General features: G+C 61.4%; 20 protein-coding genes. 11 read left to right on the top strand and 9 right to left on the bottom strand.

Annotated features, from left to right (window positions below; genetic code table 11):
- Positions 1-702: 702 nt before the first annotated feature.
- Positions 703-930, top strand: coding sequence for a hypothetical protein (locus tag CXY80_RS15895; RefSeq protein ID WP_104133047.1), 228 nt, complete (start codon positions 703-705; stop codon positions 928-930).
- 629 nt (positions 931-1,559) lie between these two features.
- On the opposite strand, the gene CXY80_RS15890 is transcribed toward CXY80_RS15895, so the two are convergent.
- Positions 1,560-6,467 (bottom strand): type ISP restriction/modification enzyme, encoded by a 4,908-nt coding sequence (locus CXY80_RS15890; protein WP_104133046.1) that lies wholly within the window; start codon positions 6,465-6,467, stop codon positions 1,560-1,562.
- Between the two features lie 502 nt (positions 6,468-6,969).
- Between CXY80_RS15890 and CXY80_RS15885 the strand changes: the two genes are divergently transcribed.
- Positions 6,970-7,263 carry a hypothetical protein gene (locus CXY80_RS15885; RefSeq protein ID WP_146070754.1) on the top strand — a complete coding sequence of 98 codons (294 nt, stop codon included), beginning with the start codon at positions 6,970-6,972 and terminating at the stop codon, positions 7,261-7,263.
- A gap of 435 nt (positions 7,264-7,698) precedes the next feature.
- Positions 7,699-8,586, top strand: a complete 888-nt coding sequence (gene gnd / locus CXY80_RS15880; protein ID WP_104133195.1) for a phosphogluconate dehydrogenase (NAD(+)-dependent, decarboxylating) — start codon at positions 7,699-7,701, stop codon at positions 8,584-8,586.
- A gap of 19 nt (positions 8,587-8,605) precedes the next feature.
- Here the strand turns inward: gnd and CXY80_RS15875 are convergent, their stop codons facing one another.
- A complete protein-coding gene (locus CXY80_RS15875) occupies positions 8,606-9,400 on the bottom strand; it encodes an SGNH/GDSL hydrolase family protein (RefSeq protein ID WP_104133044.1) in 795 nt (264 codons plus the stop codon).
- Between the two features lie 85 nt (positions 9,401-9,485).
- On the opposite strand from CXY80_RS15875, the gene CXY80_RS15870 reads away from it, so the two are divergent.
- On the top strand, positions 9,486-9,845 hold the full coding sequence (locus CXY80_RS15870) for a MerR family transcriptional regulator (RefSeq protein WP_146070753.1): 360 nt from the start codon (positions 9,486-9,488) through the stop codon (positions 9,843-9,845).
- 43 nt (positions 9,846-9,888) lie between these two features.
- The gene (locus tag CXY80_RS15865; RefSeq protein WP_104133042.1) at positions 9,889-11,526 is read left to right on the top strand and encodes a peptide chain release factor 3; all 1,638 of its coding nucleotides are present in this window, start codon (positions 9,889-9,891) and stop codon (positions 11,524-11,526) included.
- A 90-nt stretch (positions 11,527-11,616) separates the two neighbouring features.
- Here the strand turns inward: CXY80_RS15865 and CXY80_RS15860 are convergent, their stop codons facing one another.
- Positions 11,617-13,302 (bottom strand): ribonuclease J, encoded by a 1,686-nt coding sequence (locus CXY80_RS15860; protein WP_104133041.1) that lies wholly within the window; start codon positions 13,300-13,302, stop codon positions 11,617-11,619.
- Positions 13,303-13,328: 26 nt separating this feature from the next.
- Positions 13,329-13,772 carry a hypothetical protein gene (locus tag CXY80_RS15855; RefSeq protein ID WP_146070752.1) on the bottom strand — a complete coding sequence of 148 codons (444 nt, stop codon included), beginning with the start codon at positions 13,770-13,772 and terminating at the stop codon, positions 13,329-13,331.
- Positions 13,773-14,248: 476 nt separating this feature from the next.
- Here CXY80_RS15855 and CXY80_RS15850 point away from each other — a divergent pair, with 476 nt between their 5' ends.
- Positions 14,249-15,394, top strand: coding sequence for an MFS transporter (locus CXY80_RS15850; protein ID WP_104133039.1), 1,146 nt, complete (start codon positions 14,249-14,251; stop codon positions 15,392-15,394).
- A gap of 15 nt (positions 15,395-15,409) precedes the next feature.
- On the opposite strand, the gene CXY80_RS15845 is transcribed toward CXY80_RS15850, so the two are convergent.
- The gene (locus CXY80_RS15845; protein ID WP_104133038.1) at positions 15,410-15,799 is read right to left on the bottom strand and encodes a MerR family DNA-binding transcriptional regulator; all 390 of its coding nucleotides are present in this window, start codon (positions 15,797-15,799) and stop codon (positions 15,410-15,412) included.
- Positions 15,800-15,996: 197 nt separating this feature from the next.
- On the opposite strand from CXY80_RS15845, the gene CXY80_RS15840 reads away from it, so the two are divergent.
- From CXY80_RS15840 to CXY80_RS15830, 3 genes are all read left to right on the top strand, one after another.
- Complete coding sequence (locus CXY80_RS15840; RefSeq protein WP_104133037.1) at positions 15,997-17,517, top strand: SulP family inorganic anion transporter; 1,521 nt, start codon at positions 15,997-15,999, stop codon at positions 17,515-17,517.
- Between the two features lie 254 nt (positions 17,518-17,771).
- Positions 17,772-19,292 (top strand): SulP family inorganic anion transporter, encoded by a 1,521-nt coding sequence (locus tag CXY80_RS15835; RefSeq protein WP_104133036.1) that lies wholly within the window; start codon positions 17,772-17,774, stop codon positions 19,290-19,292.
- A gap of 538 nt (positions 19,293-19,830) precedes the next feature.
- A complete protein-coding gene (locus CXY80_RS15830) occupies positions 19,831-20,691 on the top strand; it encodes a GIY-YIG nuclease family protein (RefSeq protein WP_104133035.1) in 861 nt (286 codons plus the stop codon).
- Between the two features lie 150 nt (positions 20,692-20,841).
- Here the strand turns inward: CXY80_RS15830 and CXY80_RS20485 are convergent, their stop codons facing one another.
- Positions 20,842-20,976, bottom strand: coding sequence for a hypothetical protein (locus CXY80_RS20485; protein ID WP_255411862.1), 135 nt, complete (start codon positions 20,974-20,976; stop codon positions 20,842-20,844).
- 71 nt (positions 20,977-21,047) lie between these two features.
- Between CXY80_RS20485 and CXY80_RS15825 the strand changes: the two genes are divergently transcribed.
- Positions 21,048-21,542 (top strand): hypothetical protein, encoded by a 495-nt coding sequence (locus tag CXY80_RS15825; protein ID WP_104133034.1) that lies wholly within the window; start codon positions 21,048-21,050, stop codon positions 21,540-21,542.
- A 278-nt stretch (positions 21,543-21,820) separates the two neighbouring features.
- Entirely contained in the window at positions 21,821-22,072 is a 252-nt protein-coding gene (locus tag CXY80_RS15820; RefSeq protein ID WP_104133033.1) for a DNA-binding protein, read from the top strand.
- Between the two features lie 273 nt (positions 22,073-22,345).
- On the opposite strand, the gene CXY80_RS15815 is transcribed toward CXY80_RS15820, so the two are convergent.
- The 3 genes from CXY80_RS15815 to CXY80_RS15805 are packed head-to-tail and all read right to left on the bottom strand — an operon-like array spanning position 22,346 to position 25,925.
- Positions 22,346-24,127 (bottom strand): ABC transporter ATP-binding protein, encoded by a 1,782-nt coding sequence (locus CXY80_RS15815; RefSeq protein WP_104133032.1) that lies wholly within the window; start codon positions 24,125-24,127, stop codon positions 22,346-22,348.
- Positions 24,124-24,981, bottom strand: coding sequence for an ABC transporter permease (locus tag CXY80_RS15810; protein ID WP_104133031.1), 858 nt, complete (start codon positions 24,979-24,981; stop codon positions 24,124-24,126). Before CXY80_RS15810 ends, CXY80_RS15815 begins: the two co-directional genes overlap by 4 nt.
- Positions 24,978-25,925: an ABC transporter permease gene (locus tag CXY80_RS15805; RefSeq protein WP_104133030.1), complete on the bottom strand. Its 948-nt coding sequence runs from the start codon at positions 25,923-25,925 to the stop codon at positions 24,978-24,980. Before CXY80_RS15805 ends, CXY80_RS15810 begins: the two co-directional genes overlap by 4 nt.
- Positions 25,926-25,992: the final 67 nt, after the last annotated feature.

Raw genomic sequence — 25,992 nt, 5'->3', positions numbered from 1 at the left:
CAAGCACCTGCGGAGGCCGATTGATGTTGGCGCGGCGGACCTCTGTTCGCACAACATCGTGAGTGCCGGGCGCGCGGCGCTCTCAGTGATGACCGGCGAACCGCAGCCTTGCACGGCCACACCCGAAGTCGCACTCACCAAGTGGTTCATCTTTGTAGCCGCAGCCGCCCACGCAGGCACCGTCACGGAGACCGAGCTGTCGGCCATGACGAGTAACTTGGACGTCCCCATCGTCTTTGGGCAGATCCGGCATACGCCGGTGCGCCGCGCTGAAGTCCGGTATACGTGCCCGGCATGTCCAGCACTCCGATCCGAGCTTGGCGTTTACACGCGTCAGGCCTACTCTCCGGCGGCGTGATGACGGACGCGGGTGTGGTGAGTATGCCGAGAAATGGTCCGATACGCTCGGCTGGGCGCCGCTCGCAGAGAAAACTGGTCGCGAGCTTTTAAAGCAGGCTCCCGAGGTTCTTCAGGCTGCAGCGTCATCGCGTAAAAAGGTGAGGGAGTGCGGCCTCCGCTTACATGCCCAGCTCGGCCTTTACTCGTGCCACGCAACCCCCTACCGCTGGTACATGCGCGGCCCGAGTTTTTCACGCCAATTTAAGCGCAGTGGGAAACTTACTGTGACGTCAGCACATATAGATAGCACGCTGAATAAGTTTGCCCACGGGGCAGCCGGCGCAAACGTTCTAGGGGGACAACATGTTCGAAATAATCACCCACCGGCCATCACCGGTCGGCAAGTTTCAACGTTATATCGACGGTCTCGATGAAGAGTCACAGGCCAATCTGAGCCGCCACTTGGCAAACCCTGATGTCTCCATTTCGGCTCTACGGGATGCCCTCGCCGCCGAGGGTTTTCGTATCGGCTATACAGCCATTTGGAATCGCCGCCAGGCTGCGGCCCCTTTCATTCAGCACGCCGCCTGATCATCGTGCTCCGCGGAAATCTGCTCGCACGGCTACCACCGTCAGTATGGCGACAAGTTCGTGGCGGCTACCGCGCTCGAATGGTCAGCACCAACCTCAACGGCGCCGCGTGGACACGCGACGCCGAAGGCATTGATGCGGTTACCCAACCGATCCGACCTACATAGTCGCGATCAACCCCTCCCGACCCAGAGGCACGGTCCGGGACCTCATGGTCGCCTACCCCACCCGCACAATCCGCGGCGCGAGCCTAACCGGTGCACGCCGCAGGCGCCCTCAGGCTTCATCCCGCGTGCTCGTAATAATCGCCATGCTTTGCGAGACCGCCACACCCACAAGGCGTGGCCGCCGCATACGCCGCACCTGCCGGCCGAGCAACGGGCTCCCGGCTCTGAGAGGCTCTTGCATTGCGGTCCCCCTCCGACGTGGTGCAGGAGCTGCTCAACGTTCTATCGCACTACCGAGACAAGGATGTCTGATGTGCCGCGGAGCTTGCCGGCCAGCGGGAAGCTGAGAGAGATCGTGCACATGGCGATCACGTTCGTGGTCATGGCACCGTATCCAACCGCCAACACGAACCACGCCAGCTGCCAAACTGCCTCGACGCCCCTTGCACTGGCAAGACGCCATCAACCCACGTTGACAACTTCGGCTGGTATCGCGGCCTGCTCCAGTATTCGCAACGACGGCAAAGCGTTCACAATGGCGACCGTCTCCACACTGACCGTCACGATGCGCTTGAGAAGATTGAGAATGTATTCGGGATCGTCGTGCTCGGCCGCCCAGTCGTTCGGGTCGTTGACGATCCCGCTATCAAGGTCTGGTTTCACTCGGTAGCGCTCGATGATCCACTCGATGGCGGAGCGTGAGCCGAGTACGTATTCGTGGGCTGCATCGGGAATTCCGGTGAGGGTGATCTCATCGTTGAATCGGATCGTCGATTTGTCCCAGGATCCGGCTTTACCGGCGAAGCGCATTTTGGTCACACTCAGATCAGGCTGCCCGTTCGCCCGGCTTGTCGAAACCACCATTTCGAGTGGATAAGGCGCGACCATCTCGTAGTCCCAGTGCAGCGCCGAGAGTTTGCGTCCCGCTTCGCTAAAACTCACAAAATCGGATGCGTCTGCCAGCTTCGGGATGCGCGGCAGCATCTTCTTGAGGTCTGCCGCGTAGGTCGTTCGATAGTCGGGTGAGTGCAGCAGTCCATAGACGAAGAAGAAAACATCATCCTTCGTTACCTCGACGCCATAAAGTTTTTGATATTCAGTAAGGATTCCTTCGGTAACGTTATCGACTCGCGTGTACGGATCGCTGTCGCCGAAAATATCGAGCTCGGCATCACTGCCCCGCGGCTCGTATATGTACCGGGGAAAGTATTGTCCGCTGCCAGAGCCCCACAGGGCCAGATCCGGGATCGCCCTCGTCGCCAGAATCGAGAAAGAATGCCCGGATCCAGCCGCAGTCATATAAAATCCCTGATTATCCTGCAACGCAGCCGGAAATATTTTGGGGATACTGCCACGGCGGTGGATGAGGTCGGCGTCAAAGTAGACCTTTTGCTTTTGAAACGGTCGGTAGACGGCTTCAGCGACTTGCGTCGGATCAAAGCATAGTTCCTGGTTGCGTTGGAGGCGTGCGGTGAGAGTCGAAGTCCAGCTGATGTGTGTCGGATCTGAATCGACGAGCGCGGTATTGACCACACCACCAGCATTCGCTTCGGCCCATTTCCGACGTTCGGAGTTGTAAGCGCTAATGGTGCGCTCGACGTTTGCCTCGAGCTTTTCGCGCGAAGAGTTGTACACCCAAGCGTCGCGGCCACTCTCCAATCCTCGCGAATAGGTCGTAAACACTGCTCCCCCAGGAGAGCTTTTCTCCCCGATAGAGGTGAATCCGTTGAAGGAGTCGTGGCGCTGGTTGAGCCAGTCCCCTTCGTCGTTCGGGAGAATAGGTTCCCACGGGACTCCGTCGATACTGCCGTATTCGGTGACAAGCGACAGCTTCTGCTCGCGAGTGAGGTAATCCCCGATATCGCGATAGTACAGGATCCCGTGCTCGGTGGCATCCGGATTCTTGACCAAGACCGAAATAGCGACCGTAGCCCGACTGCCAGCACCGAAGACTTTCCCGCCCTCTCGACGAGATTGTTCTCCTGAGGTGCGCTGATTGCCACGCAGGTTGAAAATATAGAGGGAGCTGAACTCCTCAGCAAGGCTTTTGCGGAGGCCGTCTGCAGTGTTGCCGTCGAGGAATCCACCGTTGGAGACGAACGCGATGACGCCGCGGTCCTTGACCCGGTCGCTGGCCCAGCGGATGGCCCGGATGTAGGAGTCGTAGAGGCTGTTCTTGTTCTGCGCGGTTGACTTGGCGGCGTACGTCGAAGCGATCCGGGCGTCCAAGAACGGGTACTTCAGGTTCTGGTTGTTGTCGTTCGCGCTGTCCTGGCCGGAGGAATAAGGGGGGTTACCGACGATCACCCGAATGTCGAGCGCATTCTGGGCCTTGGCACGCTCGTTGTTGTCGCCGAAGATGCCGTCAGCGTCGTAGCGGTCGTCGTCTTCAGCGGACTGGAATGTGTCGGTCAGGACGATGCCCGGGAAAGGTTCGTAGCCGTCGACGCCGTAGCTTCCGGCGTGTGCCCCGCCGGTGTCTTTGACAAGGCCGTGGAAGGTTTCCTCGATGTTCACTGCCGCCACGTAGTAAGCCAGCAGCACGATCTCACTGGCGTGCAGTTCGTGCCGATACTTCCTCACCAGGTCAGCGGGCTTGATCAGTCCCGACTGCAGCAGCCGAACAATGAATGTGCCCGTACCCGTGAACGGGTCAAGAATGTGAACGCCTTCGTCTGACAGCGAGGCACCGTTGAATTCGGCGCGCAGGACGTCGTCGGCGCTTTTCAGGATGAAGTCAACGATTTCATTCGGGGTGTAGACGATGCCGAGGCGTTCGTGGGTGTCTTTGAATGCGCCGGAGAAGAACTTCTCGTACAGGCGTTTGATGGTGGTCTGCTTGCCGGCCGCGTCGGTGATCCCCGCGACACTGCGCCGCACGCTCGCGTAGAAGGATTCCAGTTCCGCGGTCTCGGTCTGCAGGTTGCTGCCCTGGAGCGCGTCGACCATGCGCTGCATGACCTGGGAGACAGGGTTGTGGGCGCTGAAGGAGTAGTCCTGGAACAAGGCGTCGAAGACCGGCTCGGTGATCAGGTGCTGGGACAGCATCTCGATCGCGTCCTCTTCCGTGATCGACGGGTTCAGGTTGTCTTGCAGTCCGCCGACGAACGCGGTGAATTCGTCACGGATGTGCTCGTTGGAGCCTTGGACGAGGCTGGCGATGCGAATCCTTTGGCGGTTGGCGATTTCGGCGACGTCGCGGGCCCAGTTCTCCCAGTAGTCGCGTTCGCCGACTTTGTCGACGATCTTGGCGTAGATGGCGGTGCGCCAGTCGGCGCCGATGGTTGACCAGTCCATGGTGGTGGATCTTGAATCCGGACCCGAGCCGGGGCCGTCGCCTCCGTCAGGGTTTCCGCCGTCGTCGTAGGGGCGCACGTCGATGACTTGGAGCTGGTCGTCGCTTCGACCATTGAGGTCAAGCTGCTCGATCTTTGCCTCAAACCGTTCGTCGTGGGCGCGAAGCGCGCGGAGTACGTCCCACACGACCTTGTACTTGCTGTTGTCATTGAGCGCCTGCTCGGGTGTGAGATCCGCGGAGACGGCAATGGGCAGGATGATGTAGCCGTAGTCTTTGCCGTCGACTTTGCGCATGACCCGGCCGACGCTCTGCACGACGTCAACCTGGCTGTCACGGGAGTTGAGGAAGATGACCGCGTCGAGCGCGGGGACGTCGACGCCTTCGCTGAGGCAGCGTACGTTGGTGAGGATGCGGCACACGTTGTCTTCGGGGTCAGTTTCCGCTTTCAACCAGTCGAGCATCTGGTTGCGGATCATGACGTTCATCGTGCCGTCGACATGCTGGGCTTCCAACCGCAGCGGCGGCCCATCCTGCGTCGGGGCGGCGGTCTCGAGTTTCTGTTCCGTTTCGTTGAGAAACGAGACGACGGCTGTTTTCGTGTAGCTGCCGTCGTAGCCGTGGAGCATGGACTGCACCTTCTGGCTGTCCTTGATCGAACGCGAGAACGCCACAGCCCGCCGCAGCGGCGCCCGATCGGCCGCATCCGTTCCGAGACCCAACACACCACGTTTCGCGAGCCCGTTGTAGATACCCACAATCCGGGCGGCATCAGGAATGTTCAGGTCACCGTCAACGGCGAAGCTTTCTTGGAAGTCAGCGCCGATGGTGCCTTCATCGACGGCGAGGACCAGAACCCTATAGTCGGTGAGGAGGTCGCGTTCCACAGCCTCGCCAAAGCCGAGGCGATGAAATTCTGGACCGAACGTGGTTTCATCATCCATGCTCACGAGCACGGCATTCTTCTCAGTGGCCTTCGAGCGGACAGAGTCGGCGTAGATCTTCGGCGTCGCCGTCATGTACAGGCGCTTCGTCGCCGTGATCGCGCCCTCATCGTGCACCCGAAGAAAGGACGACTCCACGCCCTTTTCGAGGGTGAACCCCGCTGTTCTGTGTGCTTCGTCGCAGACGACGAGGTCGAAGGCGGGTAGCCCGGCGGCCTGCGCTTTCGCGACGACATCAATGGACTGGTACGTGGAGAAGTACACAGTCATGCCATCGGGCGTTTCCGCTTTAGCAACCTCGCCCAAGAGCTGCGCGGTGCTCGTCGTCGCGGGGTAGGCGAGGTCGGAGACCGAGTAATCTTCCGCGTACTTACCGACCTTGTTGTCCGAACAGATCGCGAACGCGCGCAGCGGCAGGGTCCGCTCGGCCGCCCATTCCTTCAGCGTCTGGGACAACAACGCGATGGACGGGACCAAGAACAGGACCGATCCGCCAGCGCCGACAATGGATTCTGCGATGCGCAAGCTCGTGAACGTCTTTCCGGTTCCACACGCCATGATGAGCTTGCCGCGGGCCGCTGTTTTGAATCCCTTCGCTACATCGGCGAGAGCTTCCTCCTGATGCGGCCGCAACTGCTTGCGTGTCGGAGCGACCAGCTCGTCAGGCTTGGCCAGCGAATACTGAGACCAGTCAATATCGGACTGCGCGAGCTCGTCGACGCCCACCCGCCACGTCTTCACGTGCTGATCGACAAGAGCATCCGCCGCGTGCTTCGACCACTTGTCTGTGGTCGAGATCACCATGCGACTGGTGAACGGATGCTTGCCCGATGCCGTGAAGAACGAATCGATATCGCCCTTATCGATCGAATGAGTCGGCGCATAGAACTTGCATTGGATCGCGCAAAACCCGTCGCCATAGCGTTCCTTCGCGATCAAGTCGACGCCGGTGTCCACCTTGCCGTCACGCCCCGGCCAGTCCTGCCACAGCCACACCTCTTCAAAGCGTGCCGTCCACACGGGATCCGTCGTCAGATAGGCCCGGACGAGCCGTTCGAGGAGGAAGCCCTTCTCCCGTGTATCGCGCGCCATCTGGGCGTACTCGTCGAGAAGGTCGTGAATTGATGTCATTGAAGCTCCAGAATGCGTTCGCGAAGGCGAACCCCCCTACGGCCCTGAAAGCGGGCCCCAAATCAGACTATGGCAGTCGTTCCCTTTGACGTTACCGCAGCACAGACCCCCCTCCACTTCGGTCGGCAGGGGCACGATCCTTCGCCTGACTTGTGAACACCTCGCGCGGAGCATATTCACTCACGCACCAAACATCACTTCGTAGGTCAACGACGAGTCCACTGAACCGCTAATCGAGGCTCGGTGACCACGTCGAAGGCCGCCCAGGAACAGGTCATCGAAGAAGCAGCAGTGGGCCACGGCATCAACCTGGTGCAATCCATGTGCATGACAAACTCTCCGACCGATTCGAGCTCCTCCACAAAATCTTTCAATCTGAAACATGCCGCGCATGTACTCGAGGGAAGCACGGGACTGAAAATACGATCCACTTCCCACACCAAATTGAATCTCGAATTGGCTTCAAGGCCACGACGAAAGGCACACCATGCACGCAAAGACCATGACCGAACACGAACTAAGCGAATTTCTCACCGAATCACGCCAAGCACGACGCGACGGCCTACTGAAAGATTGGCAGATAGCGGCACTCGACAGGATTGGCATTTCTTGGGTCGACTTCAACTCCTCACCCAACGACTACCGCCGGGCTGTCGCCGACCAACTTGAAAAGCACGGCCTGGACAACGGTTCTATGCACGTCGATCGCAATCGCAAGCTCGTCGCACACCTCCAAGCACAGAGATGGGAACCTTTCGAGATTGCTGATGCTGCTGTCGCCGGTCACCTGAACTGAAACCCGCGCAGCATTGGCACCACGCCGGTTGTGTTCAGTGGAACGGGCGGGTGCGGGAACCGTACCTCTGATCCAGAACCTGAACAGACAAATCCTGCCGGGCCGCGATCCTTGCCGATGGCCCGGCAACGCAACGAGGAGGGGCACTGCACCACGAATCAGTGGTCGCAGTACGGCACCCCGGCTCGCTTACTCGCAGCTGGACTCTGCATGCGCCCTGAAGGATGCAGAGTCCAGCTGCATCATAAACGTCAATCAACCCTTACGTGAGGTTTGATTTATGCTGGAGTCTACGTCAAGTTCTACGGATCAAGACCTTAGGGAGCACGAAAACATCCAAACCCCCGACGGCGTCGATCCCTATGCATATGTTTGATGACCACACCTCAAGCCACCTCCGCCGTACAAGTCACGACTGAAATGAGCACCATGAACATGCACATCGGCCTCATCGGCCTCGGAAAAATGGGCGCCAGCATGCGCACCCGCCTCCGCGAAAACAACGTGACAGTAACCGGCTACGACCGCAACCCCGACGTCACCGACGTCGCGACCCTCCAAGACCTCGTCGATGCCCTTCCCTCGCCCAAAACCGTCTGGGTAATGGTCCCCTCCGGCGCCATCACGAAGACCGTCATCACCGAGGTCGGAGTCCTCTTGGGCACCGGTGACTTGGTCATCGACGGCGGTAATTCCCGTTTCAGCGACGATTTCGTGCACGCGGCCCTTCTCGCTGAGAAGGGAATCGACTACATCGACGCCGGCGTTTCCGGCGGAGTCTGGGGCCAGGAGAACGGTTTTGCGCTTATGGTCGGCGGCAGCGCGGCATCCGTTGACCGGCTCATGCCGGTATTCGACGCCCTGCGTCCGGCCGGCCCGCGCGAGGAAAGCTTCGTGCACGCCGGCGAGGTCGGTGCCGGTCACTACGCCAAGATGGTGCACAACGGCATCGAATACGCCCTCATGCAGGCCTACGCCGAGGGCTACGAACTGCTCGCCAAGCGGGACGACATCATCAAAAATGTTCCCGGAACGTTCAAGGCATGGCAACGCGGAACGGTCGTCCGGTCCTGGCTGCTCGAGCTCCTAGTTCAGGCACTCGAGGAGGATCCGACCCTGGCCAGTATCGAAGGATACGTCGATGACTCCGGCGAGGGCCGCTGGACCATCGAAGAAGCATTGGCTAACGCCGTGCCCGTTCCCGCCATCAGCGCGTCCATCTTCGCCCGGTTCGAATCTCGCCAAGAAGATTCCCCGGCGATGAAAGCCGTCGCCGCACTGCGCAACCAGTTCGGTGGCCACGCGGTCAAGTCCGCAGAGTAGCCGCCGTACAGGGACAGCGTCAGAACCGAGTCCGGCCCAAGGGGCTGGCCTCGGGGCGTTTGGGCAGAACGTGATCGCCCGAGGATTGGTGCCGAGCACGTCGCAAAACCCACGGCACCAGATAGGTGCGCGCCCACGCGACATCGCTGGTTCGTGCGCTCCGCCAGGACGGCATCGGCAACGGGTCGATCTGGGATGGCTGCAATGAGTTCTCGACACGGAGCGCGCTCAGAACGCTGCGTGCAATCGTGTGGTGACCCAGTGAGTTGAAGTGCAACCGATCCGGAGCCCACATACCCGCGTCCCGGATGGCCGTCAGTGACCAGAGGTCAACGACCAGGCAGCCGTGCCGTGCTGCCACAGAACGCAAGTTCTCGTTGTAGATCGCGACTTTTCCCCGCATGCCCCGAAAAAATGGTGAGAACCCGAGGTCGGGCCCGGTGAAGAGGACGATCGTGGCGCCGGACCTGGACAGACGCGAGATAACATCATCGAACCGAGCCGCGATATCATCCGGGTCGGCACCGGGACGAATCACGTCATTACCGCCAGCGGAGATGGTGATGAGATCCGGGCGCAGCTGTAGCACCGGTTCCACCTGTTCGTCGCTGATCTGGCTCAAGATCTTGCCGCGCACGGCGAGGTTCGCGTAGCTGAAGTCCGGCTGGCCGTCACTGAGTACCTCGGCGACCCGGTCGGCCCAGCCTCGATTCCCGCCCACACTCTCTGGCTCGGGGTCACCGATGCCTTCGGTAAAGGAGTCGCCGAGCGCGACGTATCGCGTCCACGGGTGGTTCAGATATGCGTTGGTCATATGCCTCATGTCTATTACCACTAACTCTACTCTTACGTTAGAGTAGAGATGTACGATTATTCCCGTACAAGACGAGGTGGCATTCATGCTTATCGGTGAGTTCGCCGAACGGACTGGGCTCTCCCAGCGCACCGTGCGGCACTACGACGAGATCCACATTTTGCAAGCGTCAGGGCGCAGCGAGTCCGGCTACCGGATCTATGCCCCGGCCGACCTCGACCGGGCACGCATCATCCGCAGCCTCCGAGCACTATCTCTCACCCATCCGGAAATCAAGGACGCCTTGGCGACACTTGATCTGGTCGACTCCGACCCGGACGCGACGGTGTCAACAATCCGGCGCGAACTCTCCATCCTGATCAGCGATATCGAAGCGCGTGAATGCTCACTGCGCGAACAGGTTCGCGTAGCCAGCGGATTCGTCGAACTGCTGCGGAGTCTGTGACTCCACCGCGCCCGCCTCGTGATCACGCTCAGACAGGAACACCGTGACGCATCAAACCACCCCCACCGTCTCTAACCTCGACATCCTCGCCCAAGCCCACAAACGGCGCACCTTTGCCGTTATTTCTCACCCGGATGCCGGCAAGTCCACCCTGACCGAAGCACTCCTGCTGCACGCGCACGCGATCGATCGGGCGGGTGCGGTACACGGCAAAGCCGGCCGGCGGGGCACCGTGTCTGACTGGATGGCCATGGAGCAGGCCCGCGGCATTTCCGTGACGTCCGCCGCTATCCAGTTTGAGTATCGCGACACCGTGATCAATCTCGTTGACACCCCCGGTCACGCCGATTTCTCCGAAGACACCTTCCGGGTCCTTTCCGCTGTTGATGCCGCTGTGATGCTCGTCGATGCCAGCAAGGGCCTCGAACCGCAAACCATGAAACTGTTTGAGGTGTGCCGACAACACGGCCTGCCCGTGATCACGGTCATCAATAAATGGGATCGACCCGGAAAGTCCGCGTTGGATCTCATGGACGAGATCCACGACCGCACCGGGCTCGTGCCCACACCGCTCACCTGGCCTGTCGGGCTCGCCGGCGAGTTTCACGGAGTTCTGGATCGACAATCCCCCGGATTTGTGCGTTTCACCCGAACTCCAGGAGGCGCGACCGCTGCCATTGAAGCTCGTACCACGGCGACGGCCGCTGCTGCGGAACTCGGTCCGGATTGGACTAATGCTGCCGAAGAATCAGCACTGCTCCATGCCGAAGGGCAAGACCACGACGAGGTACTTTTTCTTCGCGCGACGACCACGCCGGTACTTTTTTGCGCTGCCGTCCTCAATTTTGGTGTTCACCAGCTGCTGGACGCTCTCGTGGAATCCGCTCCGCCCGCACTGGCCCGGGCAGATATCACCGGTCGACAACGGCCCGTCAACGGTGACTTCTCCGGCTTTGTCTTCAAGGTTCAGTCCGGCATGAACGCCTCGCACCGTGACCACGTCGCATTCGTGCGGGTGTGTTCGGGCATGTTCCACCGCGGGATGGTTGTGACGCAGGCATCGACCGGCCGTCCGTTTGCCACGAAATATGCGCAACAGATGTTCGGACGGGAACGCACCATGGCGGAGCAGGCTTGGCCCGGCGATATCGTTGGGTTGATCAACGCAGCCTCTCTTCGGGTGGGCGATTCACTCTATGATTCCGAACCCGTCGAATACCCGCCCCTGCCGGTGTTCGCCCCCGAGTATTTTCGTGCCGTACGCCCCGCCGACACCAGCAAGCACAAGCAATTCCGTCGTGGAATCGATCAGCTCGACCATGAGGGGGTCATTCAAGTCATGCGGTCTGACCTGCGGGGCGACCAGGCTCCGGTACTCGGGGCCGTGGGTCCGATGCAGTTCGATGTCGTTGAGGAACGCATGACGCACGATTTTGGTGCTGATATCCGCATGGAGGCGTTGCCCTACCAAGTCGCGCGCCGCACCGATCGAGCAAGCGCGGGCAGACTGGGGTCGCTGCGCCAGGTGGAGGTGCTCACTCGATCCGACAACACCCTCTTGGCCCTGTTCAGCACCCCTTGGCGGTTTCAGGCTGTCGCTCGGGAGTTCCCGGATATCGTGCTGGAGAACCTCAGCCCGTCCGTCGAGATGGAGTCCGTCGAGGGCGCAGCCCGACGATAACGCCGCGGAAGGTGAGCCGCCGGCGAGCATAGCAACGGCCCGGCACACGTGATGTGCCGGGCCGATCGCGTTCGTAGCTCCCGCTAAGCGCTAGGCGTCAACGACGACCGCCGTGATCACCGGGTTGCGCCGATACTTGCGTTGCATCCATCGGGTCACGCTCTCGGAGAAGATGCGCTCGAGGGCTGCTCCGTCGAGAGCGCTGTTCCGGGTTTCTGCGGCTATGGCCTTGTCGATGATCTGTGCGGCATTGGCTGCCCAGTCGGCATCGTGATTGAAGCCGCGGGCGATGAATTCCACTGGTTCGGCCAGGCGTCCCGTCTTAGTGTTGAGAATGCCCAGAACGGTAATGGCACCGTCTTCTGCGAGGAGTCGACGATCTTCCATCGCTTCTGTTGCGTCTCCTCCGACGGTCATGCCGTCGACCAGTACGTAGTCGGCCGGTACTCGCCCTACAACGGTGGCGCGGCCATCGACCAGGTCGACCACGATGCCATCTTCGACGACGAGAACGCGGTCTTTACTGATTCCGGTGCGCACGGCCAGATCCGCGTTGGCGGTGAGGTGGCGCCATTCACCGTGCACGGGCATCACGTTGGTGGGGCGCATCACGTTGTAGCAGTAGACGAGTTCACCCGCACTGGCGTGCCCGGACACATGGACTTTGGCGTTGGCCTTGTGCACGACGTTGGCACCCCAGCGAGTGAGCCCGTTGATGACCCGGTAGATGGAGTTCTCATTTCCGGGAATGACCGAACTGGCCAGAAGAACCGTGTCGCCCTCACCGATCCGGATGGTGTGTTCACGGTTCGCCATACGGGCCAGAGCCGCCATCGGCTCTCCCTGCGAGCCGGTGCAGATAAGAACAACCTGGTCGTCCTTCATCCGCTCCAGAGCCTTGACGTCAACGAGCAATCCCTTCGGGACGTGCAGATACCCCAGTTCGGCAGCCATGCCCATGTTGCGCACCATGGATCGACCAACGAAGGCGACCTTGCGCTTGTGGCGTGCCGCCGCATCGATCACCTGCTGGATGCGATGGACGTGACTGGCGAAGCTGGAAACAATGATCCGTCGTGGCGCGGTACGAAACACGGTGTCGATGGCGGGACCGATGTCGGCTTCGGGTGTCGTGAATCCAGGCACAACGGCGTTGGTCGAGTCGATCAGCAGCAGGTCGATGCCTTCGTCGCCAAGCCGGGCGAAACCCGGCAGGTCAGTGAGCCGGTTATCGAGGGGGAACTGATCCATTTTGAAGTCGCCAGTGTGCACGACCAGCCCGGCTTCTGTGCGGATACCAATAGCGAGCCCGTCGGGGATGGAATGGTTCACGGCCAGGAATTCAAGGTCGAAGGGACCAACAGAGCGGCGTTCGCCTTCCTTGACTTCAACAACCGGGGGATGCAGGTGGTGTTCCTGAAATTTTGCCCCGACGAAAGCCAGGGTGAGCTTAGACGCGATGACCGGAATATCGCCGCGTTCCTTCAGCAGATAGGGCACGGCGCCGATGTGGTCCTCGTGGCCATGGGTGAGGACGATGGCTTCGATGTCGTCGAGCCGGTCACGCAAGATCGAAAAATCGGGCAAGATCACGTTGATGCCGGGCTGGATGTCTTTGGGGAACAGCAGCCCGCAGTCGATGACGAGCAGTTTGCCTTTGTGCTCAAACACGGTCATATTACGGCCGATTTCGCCGAGACCGCCGAGCGGGATGATGCGCAGGCCGCGCGCAGGAAGTGCGGGCGGTGCGGCAAAGGACAGTGGATGGGTACTCATGGAGCTCTCTTCTTGGGGCGCGGGCGTCAGCCCACGGAGTGGTCAGATTCGTACGGGTCCGGCAGGAAGTCGGCCACGTCGCTGGCAATGAAGTCCGGCGCCGGCACGGTGAGCCGGTCGAGAAGGTCAAAGGCGAGTTGTCGAATTGCCGGAGCGGCGATATCTGTTTCGGCGCTGAAGTCGGTGGAGAACCACCGTGTCAATGCTCGTGTGGGGTCGTTGCTGGCGACAGCATCGATGAAGTCGCCAAGAAATGTTGACTCGTCGCGATCGGGACCGGTCTCGGAGGTGTTGAATTCCGCATGGGCGCGGGTGACTGCGACGTAGTATCGCGCGACGGTGTAGATGAAAAGGAATGCGTGTCCCTGCGACGATCTTTCGCGGGACTTGTCGTCCATTGCGGTGAGTTCGAATTCCCACTCCGCATGTTCCGCATGGCGGGCCAGCAGGAGGGTGATCTTGGTCAGCATGAAATCCTGAATCAGGTGCTGGTCGGTACGAGCGAGGGGATGAATGAACATGGAGTGCTCCTCTCGGGAACCTAGAACGGGGAAAGTTGGGGCCGCGATCGGGTCAGGGACCGCATAAGTAGTTTCCTGTCAACCACTTACAGCAACTCTACCGTAACGTAAGGGAAGAGTATGAATTGACGGCAATTTCCTATCCATCATCGGTCACCTTCCTCTCACGTGAGAGTAGAGTGTAGGTGGGTTTGCGTGTCGCTCACCGTTCGAAAGCTGTTCGAACCTTCCAGATGCGCTCTTTTCCCACGTCGCAGCCAGCGCACTGCTGGCGCGCCGTCTGCCCCATTCTTGTGAAAGCTTCCGTGTCGTCTCCTACACCACATTCCCCCGCGCCGTCCGACCGCACGGCAGCGCCGCGTCCACGTCCGCGAATCTCGTGGTCTTGGCTGGCCCTCATCGGTGCCGCTGGGCTGATCTCGGTCATGACGGCCCCCGGCCAGACTGCCGGTCTCTCCGTGTTCACAGATCCCCTGATTGCCGACCTGGGACTGTCGCGAACGGATGTCTCGCTCAGTTATCTCATTGGCACGCTCGTTGGCGCGTCCGTGCAGCCGTTTGTTGGGCGGGCGTTGGATCGATGGGGAGCACGGTCCGTCACGGTCGTGATTGGCCTTAGCTTTGCCGTCATCCTTCTGGCCTTCAGCTTCGTTGGCGAGATCATCGGACTCACCGCCGGCTTCACCGGTGTTCGGATGGCCGGCCAGGGCGCGCTTACCCTGGCCGCGACCACCGCGGTTGCCCGGGCCATCCACCATCGGCGCGGGCTGGCCCTCGGCATTGCGAGTGCCATCGGTTCGGCCGGCATCTCACTAGCACCGATCTTTGTGGAGCGACTGATCGCATCCGTGGGTATTTACGATGCGTGGCGGTGGGAAGCGGTGCTTGTGGCTGTGGTGGTCATTCCGCTGGCGTTGGTCTTTCCCAAGCGCGCCCCTGCCGTCGATCCGGAATCGACCCCCTCCACGGCTCAACTCACCATTCAGAAAGAATCGTGGACACTGCCGGAGGCCATCCGATCGGGCATGTTCTGGGTCATCGCTGCAAGCCTGGCAACGTCGGGCATGTTGACAACGGCGCTGGCGTTTCACCAAATCGCCATTTTAGGCGCCCAAGGCCTGACCCCGTTAGAAGCGGCGGCGAACTTTCTACCGCAGACCGTGACCGGGATCTTAGCCACCCTGCTCACGGGCAGCCTCGTCGACCGGGTCAGCCCCAAGGTTTTCATCGTGTTTTCCATGGTGACGCTAGCCGCTGCTCTCGTTATGCTGCCGTGGGTGAGCAGCGGAGTGGCGGCCATCGTCTACGGCCTCGTTCTTGGTGCCGCCGGAGGGAGCCTGCGCGGCATGGAAGCCGCCTCATACGTGCGCTACTACGGCCTGGCACACATTGGCAATATCCGTGGAGTCGCCACGGCAATCGGCCTCGCGTCGACGGCTTTCGGTCCGGTCGCGCTCTCGCTCGGGTTCGACCTGACCGGCAGCTTCACCACGCCTGCGCTGGCGCTGGCACTTATTCCCGTAATCATCATCGGTGTCGCCCTCTTCGTGCGACCGCCGCAGCGCACCTAGCGCGACCGCCCGGCCCTACTGAGTGCGCAGAACCTCAAGAAACTCGTCGGCCATTCCCAGCTGGTCCTGGAGTTTTTGCCGACGCTCAACCGCTTGTGCAATGAAGGTGTCAAGCTCCGCGCGGACATCCGGATTGTCCGAACCAGCCACGCCGCCCTGCAGCGTGTCGATGATCTTCAACAGCGCCATCATCTCTTCGAGAGAGAACCCCAGCGGCTTCATCCGTCGAATCAAGATCAGCCGAGAATGATCTTCCTGCGTATAAAGGCGAAAACCACCCTCGGTACGACCGGAGGCCTTGAGCAGCCCGATTTCGTCATAGTGACGAATGGTGCGCAGTGAGAGGCCGGTCTTCTCGGCGAGCTCTCCAATGTGCATGGTGCCCGTGGTGGCTTGGGAAGTCATAGTTGATACCTTTTCTCGAACGGATTAGCAATCAACCCTAACGTTAGAGTAGTGTTGCAGTAGTTGGCTGACATTGTCATGTGAGCCCACTCTCCCACCATTGTCCCTGATGACTGGTGGAGGTGCGCGATGGGGCGCCCACATTCACTTCTCTATTCATTTGACACCACTCGTGTGTCCCGCTCCAGGAAGGCCCCATGGCCATCATCGAAAAAACCACGGAAAAAAATCGGTACAAAGCCGATCCCACCGTGATGAAAGCTCTGCGCACACCGCGCATCCTCACCCGGGAAGTGCTCGCCGGTCTCGTTGTGGCCATGGCCCTCATCCCCGAGGCGATTGCGTTCTCTATCATCGCCGGCGTCGATCCGCGCGTCGGCCTCTTTTCGACCTTCATCATGGCCGTGTCGATCGCATTTCTCGGTGGCCGCCCCGCCATGATCACCGGTGCGACCGCAGCCATTGCGCTCGTGATCGCCCCGGTCGCGCGGGATTACGGCATCGACTACTTCATCGCCACCGTGATCCTGGCGGGTATCTTCCAGATCATCTTCGCCTTCATCGGCGTCGCCAAAATCATGCGATTCATTCCCCGCAGTGTCATGGTCGGATTCGTCAACGCCCTCGGCATCCTGATTTTCACCTCGCAGCTGCCGCAACTGCTCGGCGTCCCGTTCATGGTCTACCCGCTCGTCGCGGTCGGCATCATCATCATGATCGTCATGCCGCGCTTCACCAAGGTGGTCCCCGCGCCGCTCGTCGCCATCGTCGTACTCACGGTACTGACCGTCGTGGTATCGATCAATGTCCCCACCATTGGGAACCAGGGCGAACTGCCCACGACGCTTCCGCAGCTATTCTTCCCCAACGTCCCGCTCAACCTAGAGACGTTGACGATCATCGCTCCCTACGCCTTCGGAATGGCGATGGTCGGAATTCTCGAGTCGCTGATGGCCGCCAAGATCGTCGACGAGAGCACCGACACCCACTCCAACAAGACCCGTGAGTCCTGGGCTCAGGGCGTTGCCAACATGCTCTCCGGCTTCTTCGGCGGCATGGGCGGCTGCGCAATGGTCGGCCAGACCATGATCAACGTCAAGGCCTCCGGTGCCCGCACACGCATCTCCACCTTCCTCGCCGGCATCTTTTTGCTCGTCCTCGTGCTCGGCCTCGGCGATGTACTGGCGGTCGTGCCCATGGCCGCCCTGGTCGCGGTGATGATCATCGTGTCCGTGCTGACCTTCGACTGGCACAGCATCCGCATCTCAACATTGAAGCGCATGCCCAAGAGCGAGACGACCGTCATGGTCGTCACCGTCGTCGCCGTCGTCGCTACACACAACCTCGCAGTCGGCGTCGTCATCGGCGTCGTCATCGCTATGGTCGCCTTTGCCCGACGCGTCGCCCACCTCGCCCAAGTTGAACGCAGCCTCACCGTCGACGAGACCGGCCCCGTCGCTTACTACACGGTCACCGGCGCCCTGTTCTTCGCCTCCAGTAACGATCTGAAGACCCAGTTCAGCTACCTCGACGATCCGGACCGCATCGTCATCGATATGACGAACTCGCACATCTGGGATGCTTCCACCGTCGCTACCCTCGACGACATCAAGTACAAGTACCAGCGCCACGACAAGGTGGTGACCATCGAGGGACTCAACGAATCCAGCAGTCTCCTGCACGCCCGCCTCGCCGGAAATATGGGCTCGGGTCACTAACCCACCCCGCTTCATAGCCGGAACAGGTCGGGCCCCGCCACGTAGCGGGGCCCGACCTATTTGTGCGCGAAGGGCGTCAAACCCTTACGTTGAGGTAAGGTTGTGATGGTTGAGTGTTTCGACGGGCCACATATTCTCCTTCGGGTCGACTCTCATCACGCCGCACCCCCAGTGGTGAGACGCGTGAATCCGGCGCCCCAATCGCCACTCCCATCCATCTGGCTTCTCCCTGAGGTCCCGTTCCTGGAGGCCACATGGCCATCGTTCAAAAATCTGCTGCAGCCAACCGATACAAAGCGGAACCCTCGGTGCTCACCGCGCTGCGCACGCCCCGCCTGCTCACCCGCGAAGTCCTCGCCGGTCTCGTTGTGGCCATGGCGCTCATTCCCGAGGCGATCGCGTTCTCGATCATCGCAGGCGTCGACCCGCGCGTCGGCCTCTTCTCCTCGTTTGTGATGGCCGTGACCATCGCCTTCGTCGGCGGGCGCCCCGCCATGATCACCGCTGCGACCGGCGCCATCGCGCTCGTTATCGCCCCCGTAGCGCGGGAATACGGCATTGACTATTTCATCGCCACCGTCATTCTCGCCGGAGTCTTCCAAATTGTGCTGAGTGTGATCGGCGTCGCCAAGATCATGCGGTTCATCCCGCGGAGCGTCATGGTCGGCTTCGTCAACGCCCTCGCCATCCTCATCTTCACCGCCCAACTGCCGCAGCTGCTCGGCGTTCCCTTTCTGGTCTATCCGCTCGTCGCCGTCGGCCTGATCATCATGGTCGTCATGCCCCGCATCACCAAGGTGGTTCCCGCGCCGCTCGTGGCGATTGTCGTCATCACCGCCGTCACCGTGCTGATGGCTATCAACGTACCGACGATCGGCGATCAGGGCGAGCTGCCCCAGAGCCTTCCTGAGCTGTTCTTCCCGAACATCCCGCTCAACTGGGAGACGTTCACCATCATCGCCCCCTACGCGCTCGGCATGGCCCTGGTCGGCATCCTCGAGTCGCTGATGACCGCGAAGTTCGTCGACGAGATCACCGACACCCACTCCAACAAGACCCGCGAGACCTGGGGTCAGGGCGTCGCCAACGTCATGTCGGGCCTGTTCGGCGGCATGGGCGGCTGCGCCATGATCGGCCAGACCATGATCAACGTCAAGGCCTCCGGCGCCCGCACCCGCATCTCCACCTTCCTGGCCGGCATCTTTCTGCTCGTGTTGGTGCTCGGCCTCGGCGACGTGCTCGCCGTCGTGCCCATGGCGGCCCTGGTCGCCGTGATGATCATCGTGTCGTATCTGACCTTCGACTGGCACAGCATCCGGTTGTCAACGCTCAAGCGGATGCCCAAGAGCGAGACCACCGTCATGATCGCCACGGTCATCGTCATCGTCCTCACCCACAACCTGGCCATCGGCGTCGTCGTCGGTGTGATCGTGGCGATGGTCGCGTTCGCGCGCCGCGTCGCCCACCTGGCCCGGGTGGAACGCACGGTTGAACTCGACCAGTCTGTGCCGTCCGCCTATTACACGGTGACCGGGGCGCTGTTCTTCGCCTCGAGCAACGACCTGATGACCCAGTTCGAGTACGCCGACGACCCCGACCGCATCGTGATCGACCTCTCGGCGTCACACATCTGGGATGCCTCGACCGTCGCCACACTCGATGCCATCACCTATAAGTACGAGCAGCACGACAAGCACGTCGTCATCGAAGGCCTCAACGAGGCCAGCCATGAGCTGCACAACCGTCTCGCTGGCAACCTCGGCGGCGGGCACTAGCCGCGGCATACGACTATCGATCGAGGCGACACCCCGACAACTGTGCAATGCCACCGGCAGGCTTTCAGCCTTCCACGTGAGCATAAAGAACATCGACCGGCTTGACTGGAAGCCGCGCGTCAAACACCTAACACTGTCGGCGAGAAGCGCCCACCGCTTCCACGTGTCATGTATACGCCGTTCCACGGGCCGAGAAGATGCCTATCCCGTAAGCCGGACCTCCAACGGGAATAGCCCCGCCGAGACTGGGTGGCGCCGCCCGCCTGAGCAAACTTGTCGCGTTTACCCCGCCCGTAAGGAAATCCCGCTCAGGTGCGTCTTACGGGACAAGAATTCGAGGCTATTGCCGTCTTTCAACCCATGGGTTGCGAGGCACTTCGGACGAGACGATGGATGGCCTGAAGCCGAGTCGGACGAATCCAATACTGTCCCTGAGGGGATCCGCTATCGCAGTCGCGTTGAGGCGGCTCAACTTCGGCGCCAGGCCGCAAGGCAATAGCCTCAGATCATTAGAGATCATCTCAACCCGGAAGCGCCTGTGATCAAATTCATCGATTTTCTGCCCGTCCCCGTTCCAGCGCGCACGAAAGTCAAGTTCAACATCAGAGCCGGCGCAGATGGCGTTCCCGCATGGGAACTTCTGCAAAGCGAAGACCAAGAGCCCTGGTTAAACATGACTAGGTACCGCGCAGAGGGGAACTCGAACAATAATTTGGACGAGGCAGACTTCGTTCTAGCATTCGCCCAATACCCGCTCTATGGGCCCAACTTCTTCATATTCGGCGGCCTCTTCGAGACACGGCTCGTCATTCCCAAGATTAACAAAGGCTCCGGTTACGTCCTCACGCCGATGCTTCAGCATTCGGAGTACATCAGGCGGTTAATTGTGAAGCTCGACATTCCGCCTGGTCAGTCATACCTGCGTTGGTATGAAACGCTACAAACGAGCCTCATCAAACCGATCATCTATGAGCTCGCACCCGACACAAAACTAGGAGCGTTCCCCGGCTACCAGAACGTGCTCCTTCGCCACAGCGAGATGCAGCGCATCATCAAGAATGCTGAGCCATCCTGGCGAAACGCACTGTCGAACATCAAAGCGGTCTACGTGATTACGGACACCAGCGACGGACTCCTCTACGTCGGGTCAGCATCCGGAGAGGCAGACGGTTTATGGCAGAGATGGACCGCCTACGCGAATGTCAACAAGCTCACCGGCGGGAACAACAAACTCGAGGCACTCCTAAAGGAGCGCGGACCGGAACACATCGTGAACCACTTCCAATACTCCATTCTCGAAATCTTCGACAAGAAGACCCGCGACGACACGATCCTGCAGCGCGAAGCATTCTGGAAGAAGGCACTCAACAGCCGCGAAAATGGACTGAACGCCAACTAGCGCCGCACGGCCGCGGGCTAATCGATATCGCTGTCCATAGCCACCAAGCTGGCACCATCGCCACCCTCGGGGAACCCCGCCCCGGCGCAGGCGAAGTCCCAAGAATCAGTGCTCTCGACCAACGACGGCAAACGGCGAAGGTCGTCAACTTCACACGTCAGATTCCGACAGTGAAACGATCCTCACCGGCGGGTAGTCGTTCAGGCGCCGGTCGAACTCCGCCATGATCTGGTTGGTGATCGTGCCTGAGACGACGATGACAGCTTGCTGTGGAATGAGCGGCATGTTTCCCCCAAAAGTGATTCTGTATCCCTAATAACACTGACGACCGCAACACCGCCGCGCATGAACCAACCATGGCCTCCATCTACTACCTGACCGGCATGCTGGCCGACGATGAACTCCGGATCTCGGATTCAACAGAAACACTGCTCGGCAGCATTATCGACGGCTACGCAGACCTACAATCCGAAACCGAGCGTTCCGTAGCCCGATACGACTACCTGGTGGGAGCTGCCGAAGCAGCTCAGCTCGGGCTGATAGAGGCGGCTGTACTCGCCGGCAGCTGGAGTTATGAAGATGCGCCGGCCTGGGAGCGAGATCGGCTCCTGGCTAGCAAACGCGGGCGAGCGCCAGGGCGTGGGTCCGTATGGGCATGCAGCATACCTCTTCTGCTGGTGCAAAAATGCGGCGGCGGAAAATCGCGATCGACACGGATCTCGGTGGCGGGAAATACGTTGGTGCTTCAGGACGGGTCAGCCACACAGACGCTCATTGCGCTGAAGCACCTGGGGATGGTGGATACCGGGCATTTGAACGGACCTGCTCAGGTACAAGAGCCGTACCTGTGAGCGTCGCTCACGTATAGCCGATTTTCGGCAGTCGGCATAGAGACCATCAAAGCGTTCGCGCGCTGAAATCGGTTCCCCTTGATCATCGTGCGGCCGATCGTCGGCGTAGTGGATAGCAGCGCTTGTGCCGAGGACCCCACGCGCAGCACTTAAGCAGAACAGCTGAACAAAAACTGCCAGTCCGCCCCTCGAGGGGCGGACTGGCAGTTTTTGTCGTAAACGAGTGTGTGAATGTCGCTCACCTCCAGCCGATTTTGGGGTCTGCGCATAGAGACCGTATGAACATCCTCGAAGAACCTCAGCCGGCCACTCTTGGTGTTACCTACATCACGGTAGCTCCTGCACCTATCGCTTACACCATGCAAGCCGCCGCCGCAGCATGCGGCCTGTCAGTGACGACATTGCGCGGTGCGGTCATCCACGGAAGCCTTCCGGCGCGGTGGGTCGGCAATAAGCCGATCATCCGTCATCAGGATTTGGCGGATTGGGTTGATGAGCTCAGCGCTGACGACCCGAAGTACGCAATCTGACCTCATAACCAAAGCCCCATCATTCTCACCGTCAGGTGGGCGTGGTGGGGCTTTTTGTCTGTTCCAGGTTAACCCGTCAAACGGGACGTTTAGGCCCACCTAAAGGCCCACCTAGGCCAAACTTCCTTGCTATGACTGCGATCCGCGAGTTAGAGCCACGGATTAGAAGGCCGGTGCTCTATCCACTGAGCTACGGGGGCGGGACTGTACAAGGTTACAGGTCGCGAGCGGGGTCGGCTCGCCGAAGCGCTCCGGTCGACGAAGCCTGCCAGGTCAGGTGGCGCGGCGCCGGACCAGGTCGGGCATCGACGGTGTCGCGCTGATCAGCTTTCGGGTGTACGGGTGCAGGGGCCGGTCGTAGACATCGCCGGTGGGGCCGCACTCGACGATACGTCCGTCGGAGATGACGGCCACGGTATCGCACAGGTGGCGGACGACGCCGAGATCGTGCGAGACGAACACGAGCGTGAGCCGGTACTGGTCGACGAGTTCGGCGAGCAGGTTCAACACCTGGGCCCGGACCGACACGTCCAGGGCGCTGACCGCTTCGTCGGCGACCAGAACCCGCGGCCTCGTGATGAGCGCTCGTGCGATGGAAATTCGTTGTCGCTGGCCTCCGGAGAATTGGTGCGGATGCCGGTCCATCACGTCGGCGTCGAGTCCGACCGCGGCCAGCTGGGCTTGAACCCGGGCTCGAGCCTCTGCCCGACCGACCTGCTGCAGGGGTTCGGCGACGATGTCGCGCACCTTCATGCGCGGATCCAGCGACCCCATCGGGTCCTGGAACACCATCTGCACCTGCCTGCGAAACTCGCGTAGTTGCCGTTCAGAGGTTCCCCCGAGCGGTTGACCGAGCACGTCGACCGTGCCGGAACTGGGCTGGTCGAGGGCGCACAGGATGCGCATCAGGGTGGACTTGCCGGACCCTGATTCGCCGATGATGCCCAGCCGTTGCCCCTCGGCCACGTCAAAGGACAGGTCGCGCAGGCCGTGCACGATCTGTTTCGGGGCGAGCAGACGGCCGCCGTTCCGCCGATACTGCCGGCTCAGGTTGCGCACCGAAATGGCGGGTTCGCCAGCCACCTCGTTGAAGATAATTGGAGGGCCTCCGGGTTCAAGGCGCTGGTGGGCGGCGCGGCGCGGCGGCTGGATCACCGGCGACGCGGCATCCGCTTCGATTCGGCTGGGTCCGGTTCGGCTGGGTGCGATTCGTGTCCGGGGCGCGGACGTGGGCGTGCGCGTGAGCGTGCGCAGGCGGCCTCGGTCGTCGACCGCGGAGAGATCGGCGGCCGCAATGAGATTCTTCGTATACGGATGCTGCGGCGCGGCCAACACCTGCCCCACCAGCCCCTCCTCGACGATCGTCCCCCGGTGCATCACGAGCACCCGCTGGCAGACCTGCGCGACCACGGCTATGTCGTGGGTGATCAGGAGCAGGGAGGACCCCCGGTCAGCCACTAAACCCCCGATGAGCCCCAGCACCTCGGCCTGCACGGTGACGTCGAGGGCCGTGGTCGGTTCATCGCAGAGCAGCAGCTGCGGGTCGTTCGCCATGGCCATGGCGAGCAAAACCCGCTGGCGCTGACCACCGGAGAGCTGATGCGGAAAGGCGAGGGCCGCCTGGGCCGGGTCGGGCAGCTTGACCTGGGCCAGCAGCAGGGCGGCACGGTCCTGGGCCTGTCGCCGACTGGGTTGGGTGCGGTGCACCGTCATGATTTCAGCGATTTGAGCTCCGACCCGCATGAGCGGATTCAGGGCGGTCATCGGCTCCTGAAAGACCATCGCCATGGTGTTGCCGCGCACCTGGTTCAGGCGGCGCTCGCCAGCCGTGAGCAGGTTGGCATCGACGCCGCCCAGGCGCACCGAACCGGTGGCCGTGAGGGTATCGGGCAGCAGCCCCATAACGGATGTCGCGGCGAGCGACTTTCCCGACCCGGATTCCCCGATCAGGCCGACCCGTTCGCCGGCGGCGATATCAAAGCTGATCCCGTGCAACAGCTCGGTGAAGGGCGAACTGACCCGCAGGTCGGTCGCGCTGAGGGCGGGCGCGGTCACCGTTTCACCTGCATGCGCGGGTCGAAGCGATCGCGCAGACCGTCACCGAGCAGGTTGAAGCCCAGCACCGCGATGGCGATAGCGATCCCCGGCCAGACGATGAGCAACGGTTCGATGAACAGGTAGCCCTGGGCATCCTGCAGCATGCGGCCCCACGAGGGCGTGGGTGGGGGCGTGCCGAGACCGAGGTAGGACAGCGCGGCCTCGGCGAGCACCGCGATGCCGAACGAGACCGAGGCCTGAACGATGAGCATGCCGCTGATATTGGGCAGAACGTGCCGCACCCCGATGAACAGGCCGTTCTTGCCCGCGGCGCGCGCGGCCAGCACGTATTCGCGGCTCATGATCTGCCGGGTTCCGCTGCGGGAGATGAGGGCGAACGCGGGTGCCGTGCCGATGCCGAGCGCGACCATCGCGGTGACCGTTCCGGCGCCGTAAATGGCACCGAAAATGATCGCAAGCAACAGGGCCGGGAAAGCCAGGGAAATATCGTTGCCGCGCATCAGGAATTGGTCCAGCCGGCCCGGATTCATGCCGGCCACGATGCCGAACGGCACGCCGAGCACGGCCGCGATTGAAACGGCGACGGTGCCCACGAGCAGGGAGATCTGAGCGCCGCGCAGGAGGGAACTGAAGACATCACGCCCGAAGCTGTCGGTGCCGAGCAGGTGTTCCGCGCCGGGCGGCAGCAGGATCGAGTCCGAGAAGACCCCTTCCGGGTCGAACGGCGTCCACCACAGAGACACGACGGCGGCCAGCACAACGAGACCGATCAGCACGAGGCCGACCCGGAGCGTTGCGTCGCCACCACGAACCGCACGACGAGAAGATTTCGCGGGCCTGATGGCGGTCATGACTCGCTCCGCAGTCGCGGATCGATCACCGTGAAGGCCAGGTCGACGAGAAAGTTCAGCACCAGCACGAACACGACGAGCACTAGCACGATGCCCTGCACTGCGGGCAGGTCGCGCAGTGCGACCTTGTCGAGCAGCAGGCTGCCCAGGCCGGGAATGCTGAACACCCGCTCGATCACCACGGCACCAATCAGCAGGGTGGCGATCTGCAGGCCAAGCACGGTCATCACCGGAACGGCCGCGTTGCGAAGCCCGTGCCGAAAGAGGGCGCGCGCTGTTCCGAGGCCCTTGGCCCTTGCCGTGCGCATAAAGTCGTCGCGCATGACGTCGAGAACCGCCGATCGCACATAACGGCTGAGCACGGCGCCCTGCACACTGCCGAGGGCGATCGCCGGCAAAATCAGGTGCTCGATGAAGCCACTGAAATCGTCCGCCGGATCAACCCAGCCGCCCGCCGGAAGCCAGCGCAGCGTCACGGCGAAGACGGTGACGAGCAGAAGCCCGGCCAGAAACCCGGGCACGGCAACACCGATCTGGCTGATGCCCGAAAAAATCGCGCCGTCCGGTCCCCGCTGCCGGATCGCGGTCAAAATTCCAAACGGAATCGCGAACAACAGCGCCAGAACGACACTGGTCAGCACAAGGATCACCGTGATGCCGAGGGCATCCGCTATGTCGGGGCCGATCGGCTGACGCGACACGGTGGAGGTACCGAAATCGCCGACGAGCACGTGCCCGATCCAGTCCAGGTAACGCACAACCGCTGGGCGGTCCAGACCCATCGCTGTGGCCTGAGCCGCAACATCCGCTTCGGTGGCTTGCACGCCCAGGGCGATGCGCGCGGCGTTTCCGGGCAGAATAGCCAGCAGCAGAAAGGTCACGATCGACGCCACGATACCCGTCGTCGCGAAGATACCGATGCGACGCAGAATCACCAGAACCATTGCAGACTTTCTCGAAAGCGCGTGAAACGGATGCGCCATCCGCTCGACATCAACCGTAGGGGTGAAC

Origin of the sequence: Cryobacterium sp. M91, from assembly GCF_002929615.1 — a bacterium.
Taxonomy (GTDB): Bacteria; Actinomycetota; Actinomycetes; order Actinomycetales; family Microbacteriaceae; genus Cryobacterium; species Cryobacterium levicorallinum.
This window is presented reverse-complemented; position numbering and strand designations above follow the sequence as displayed.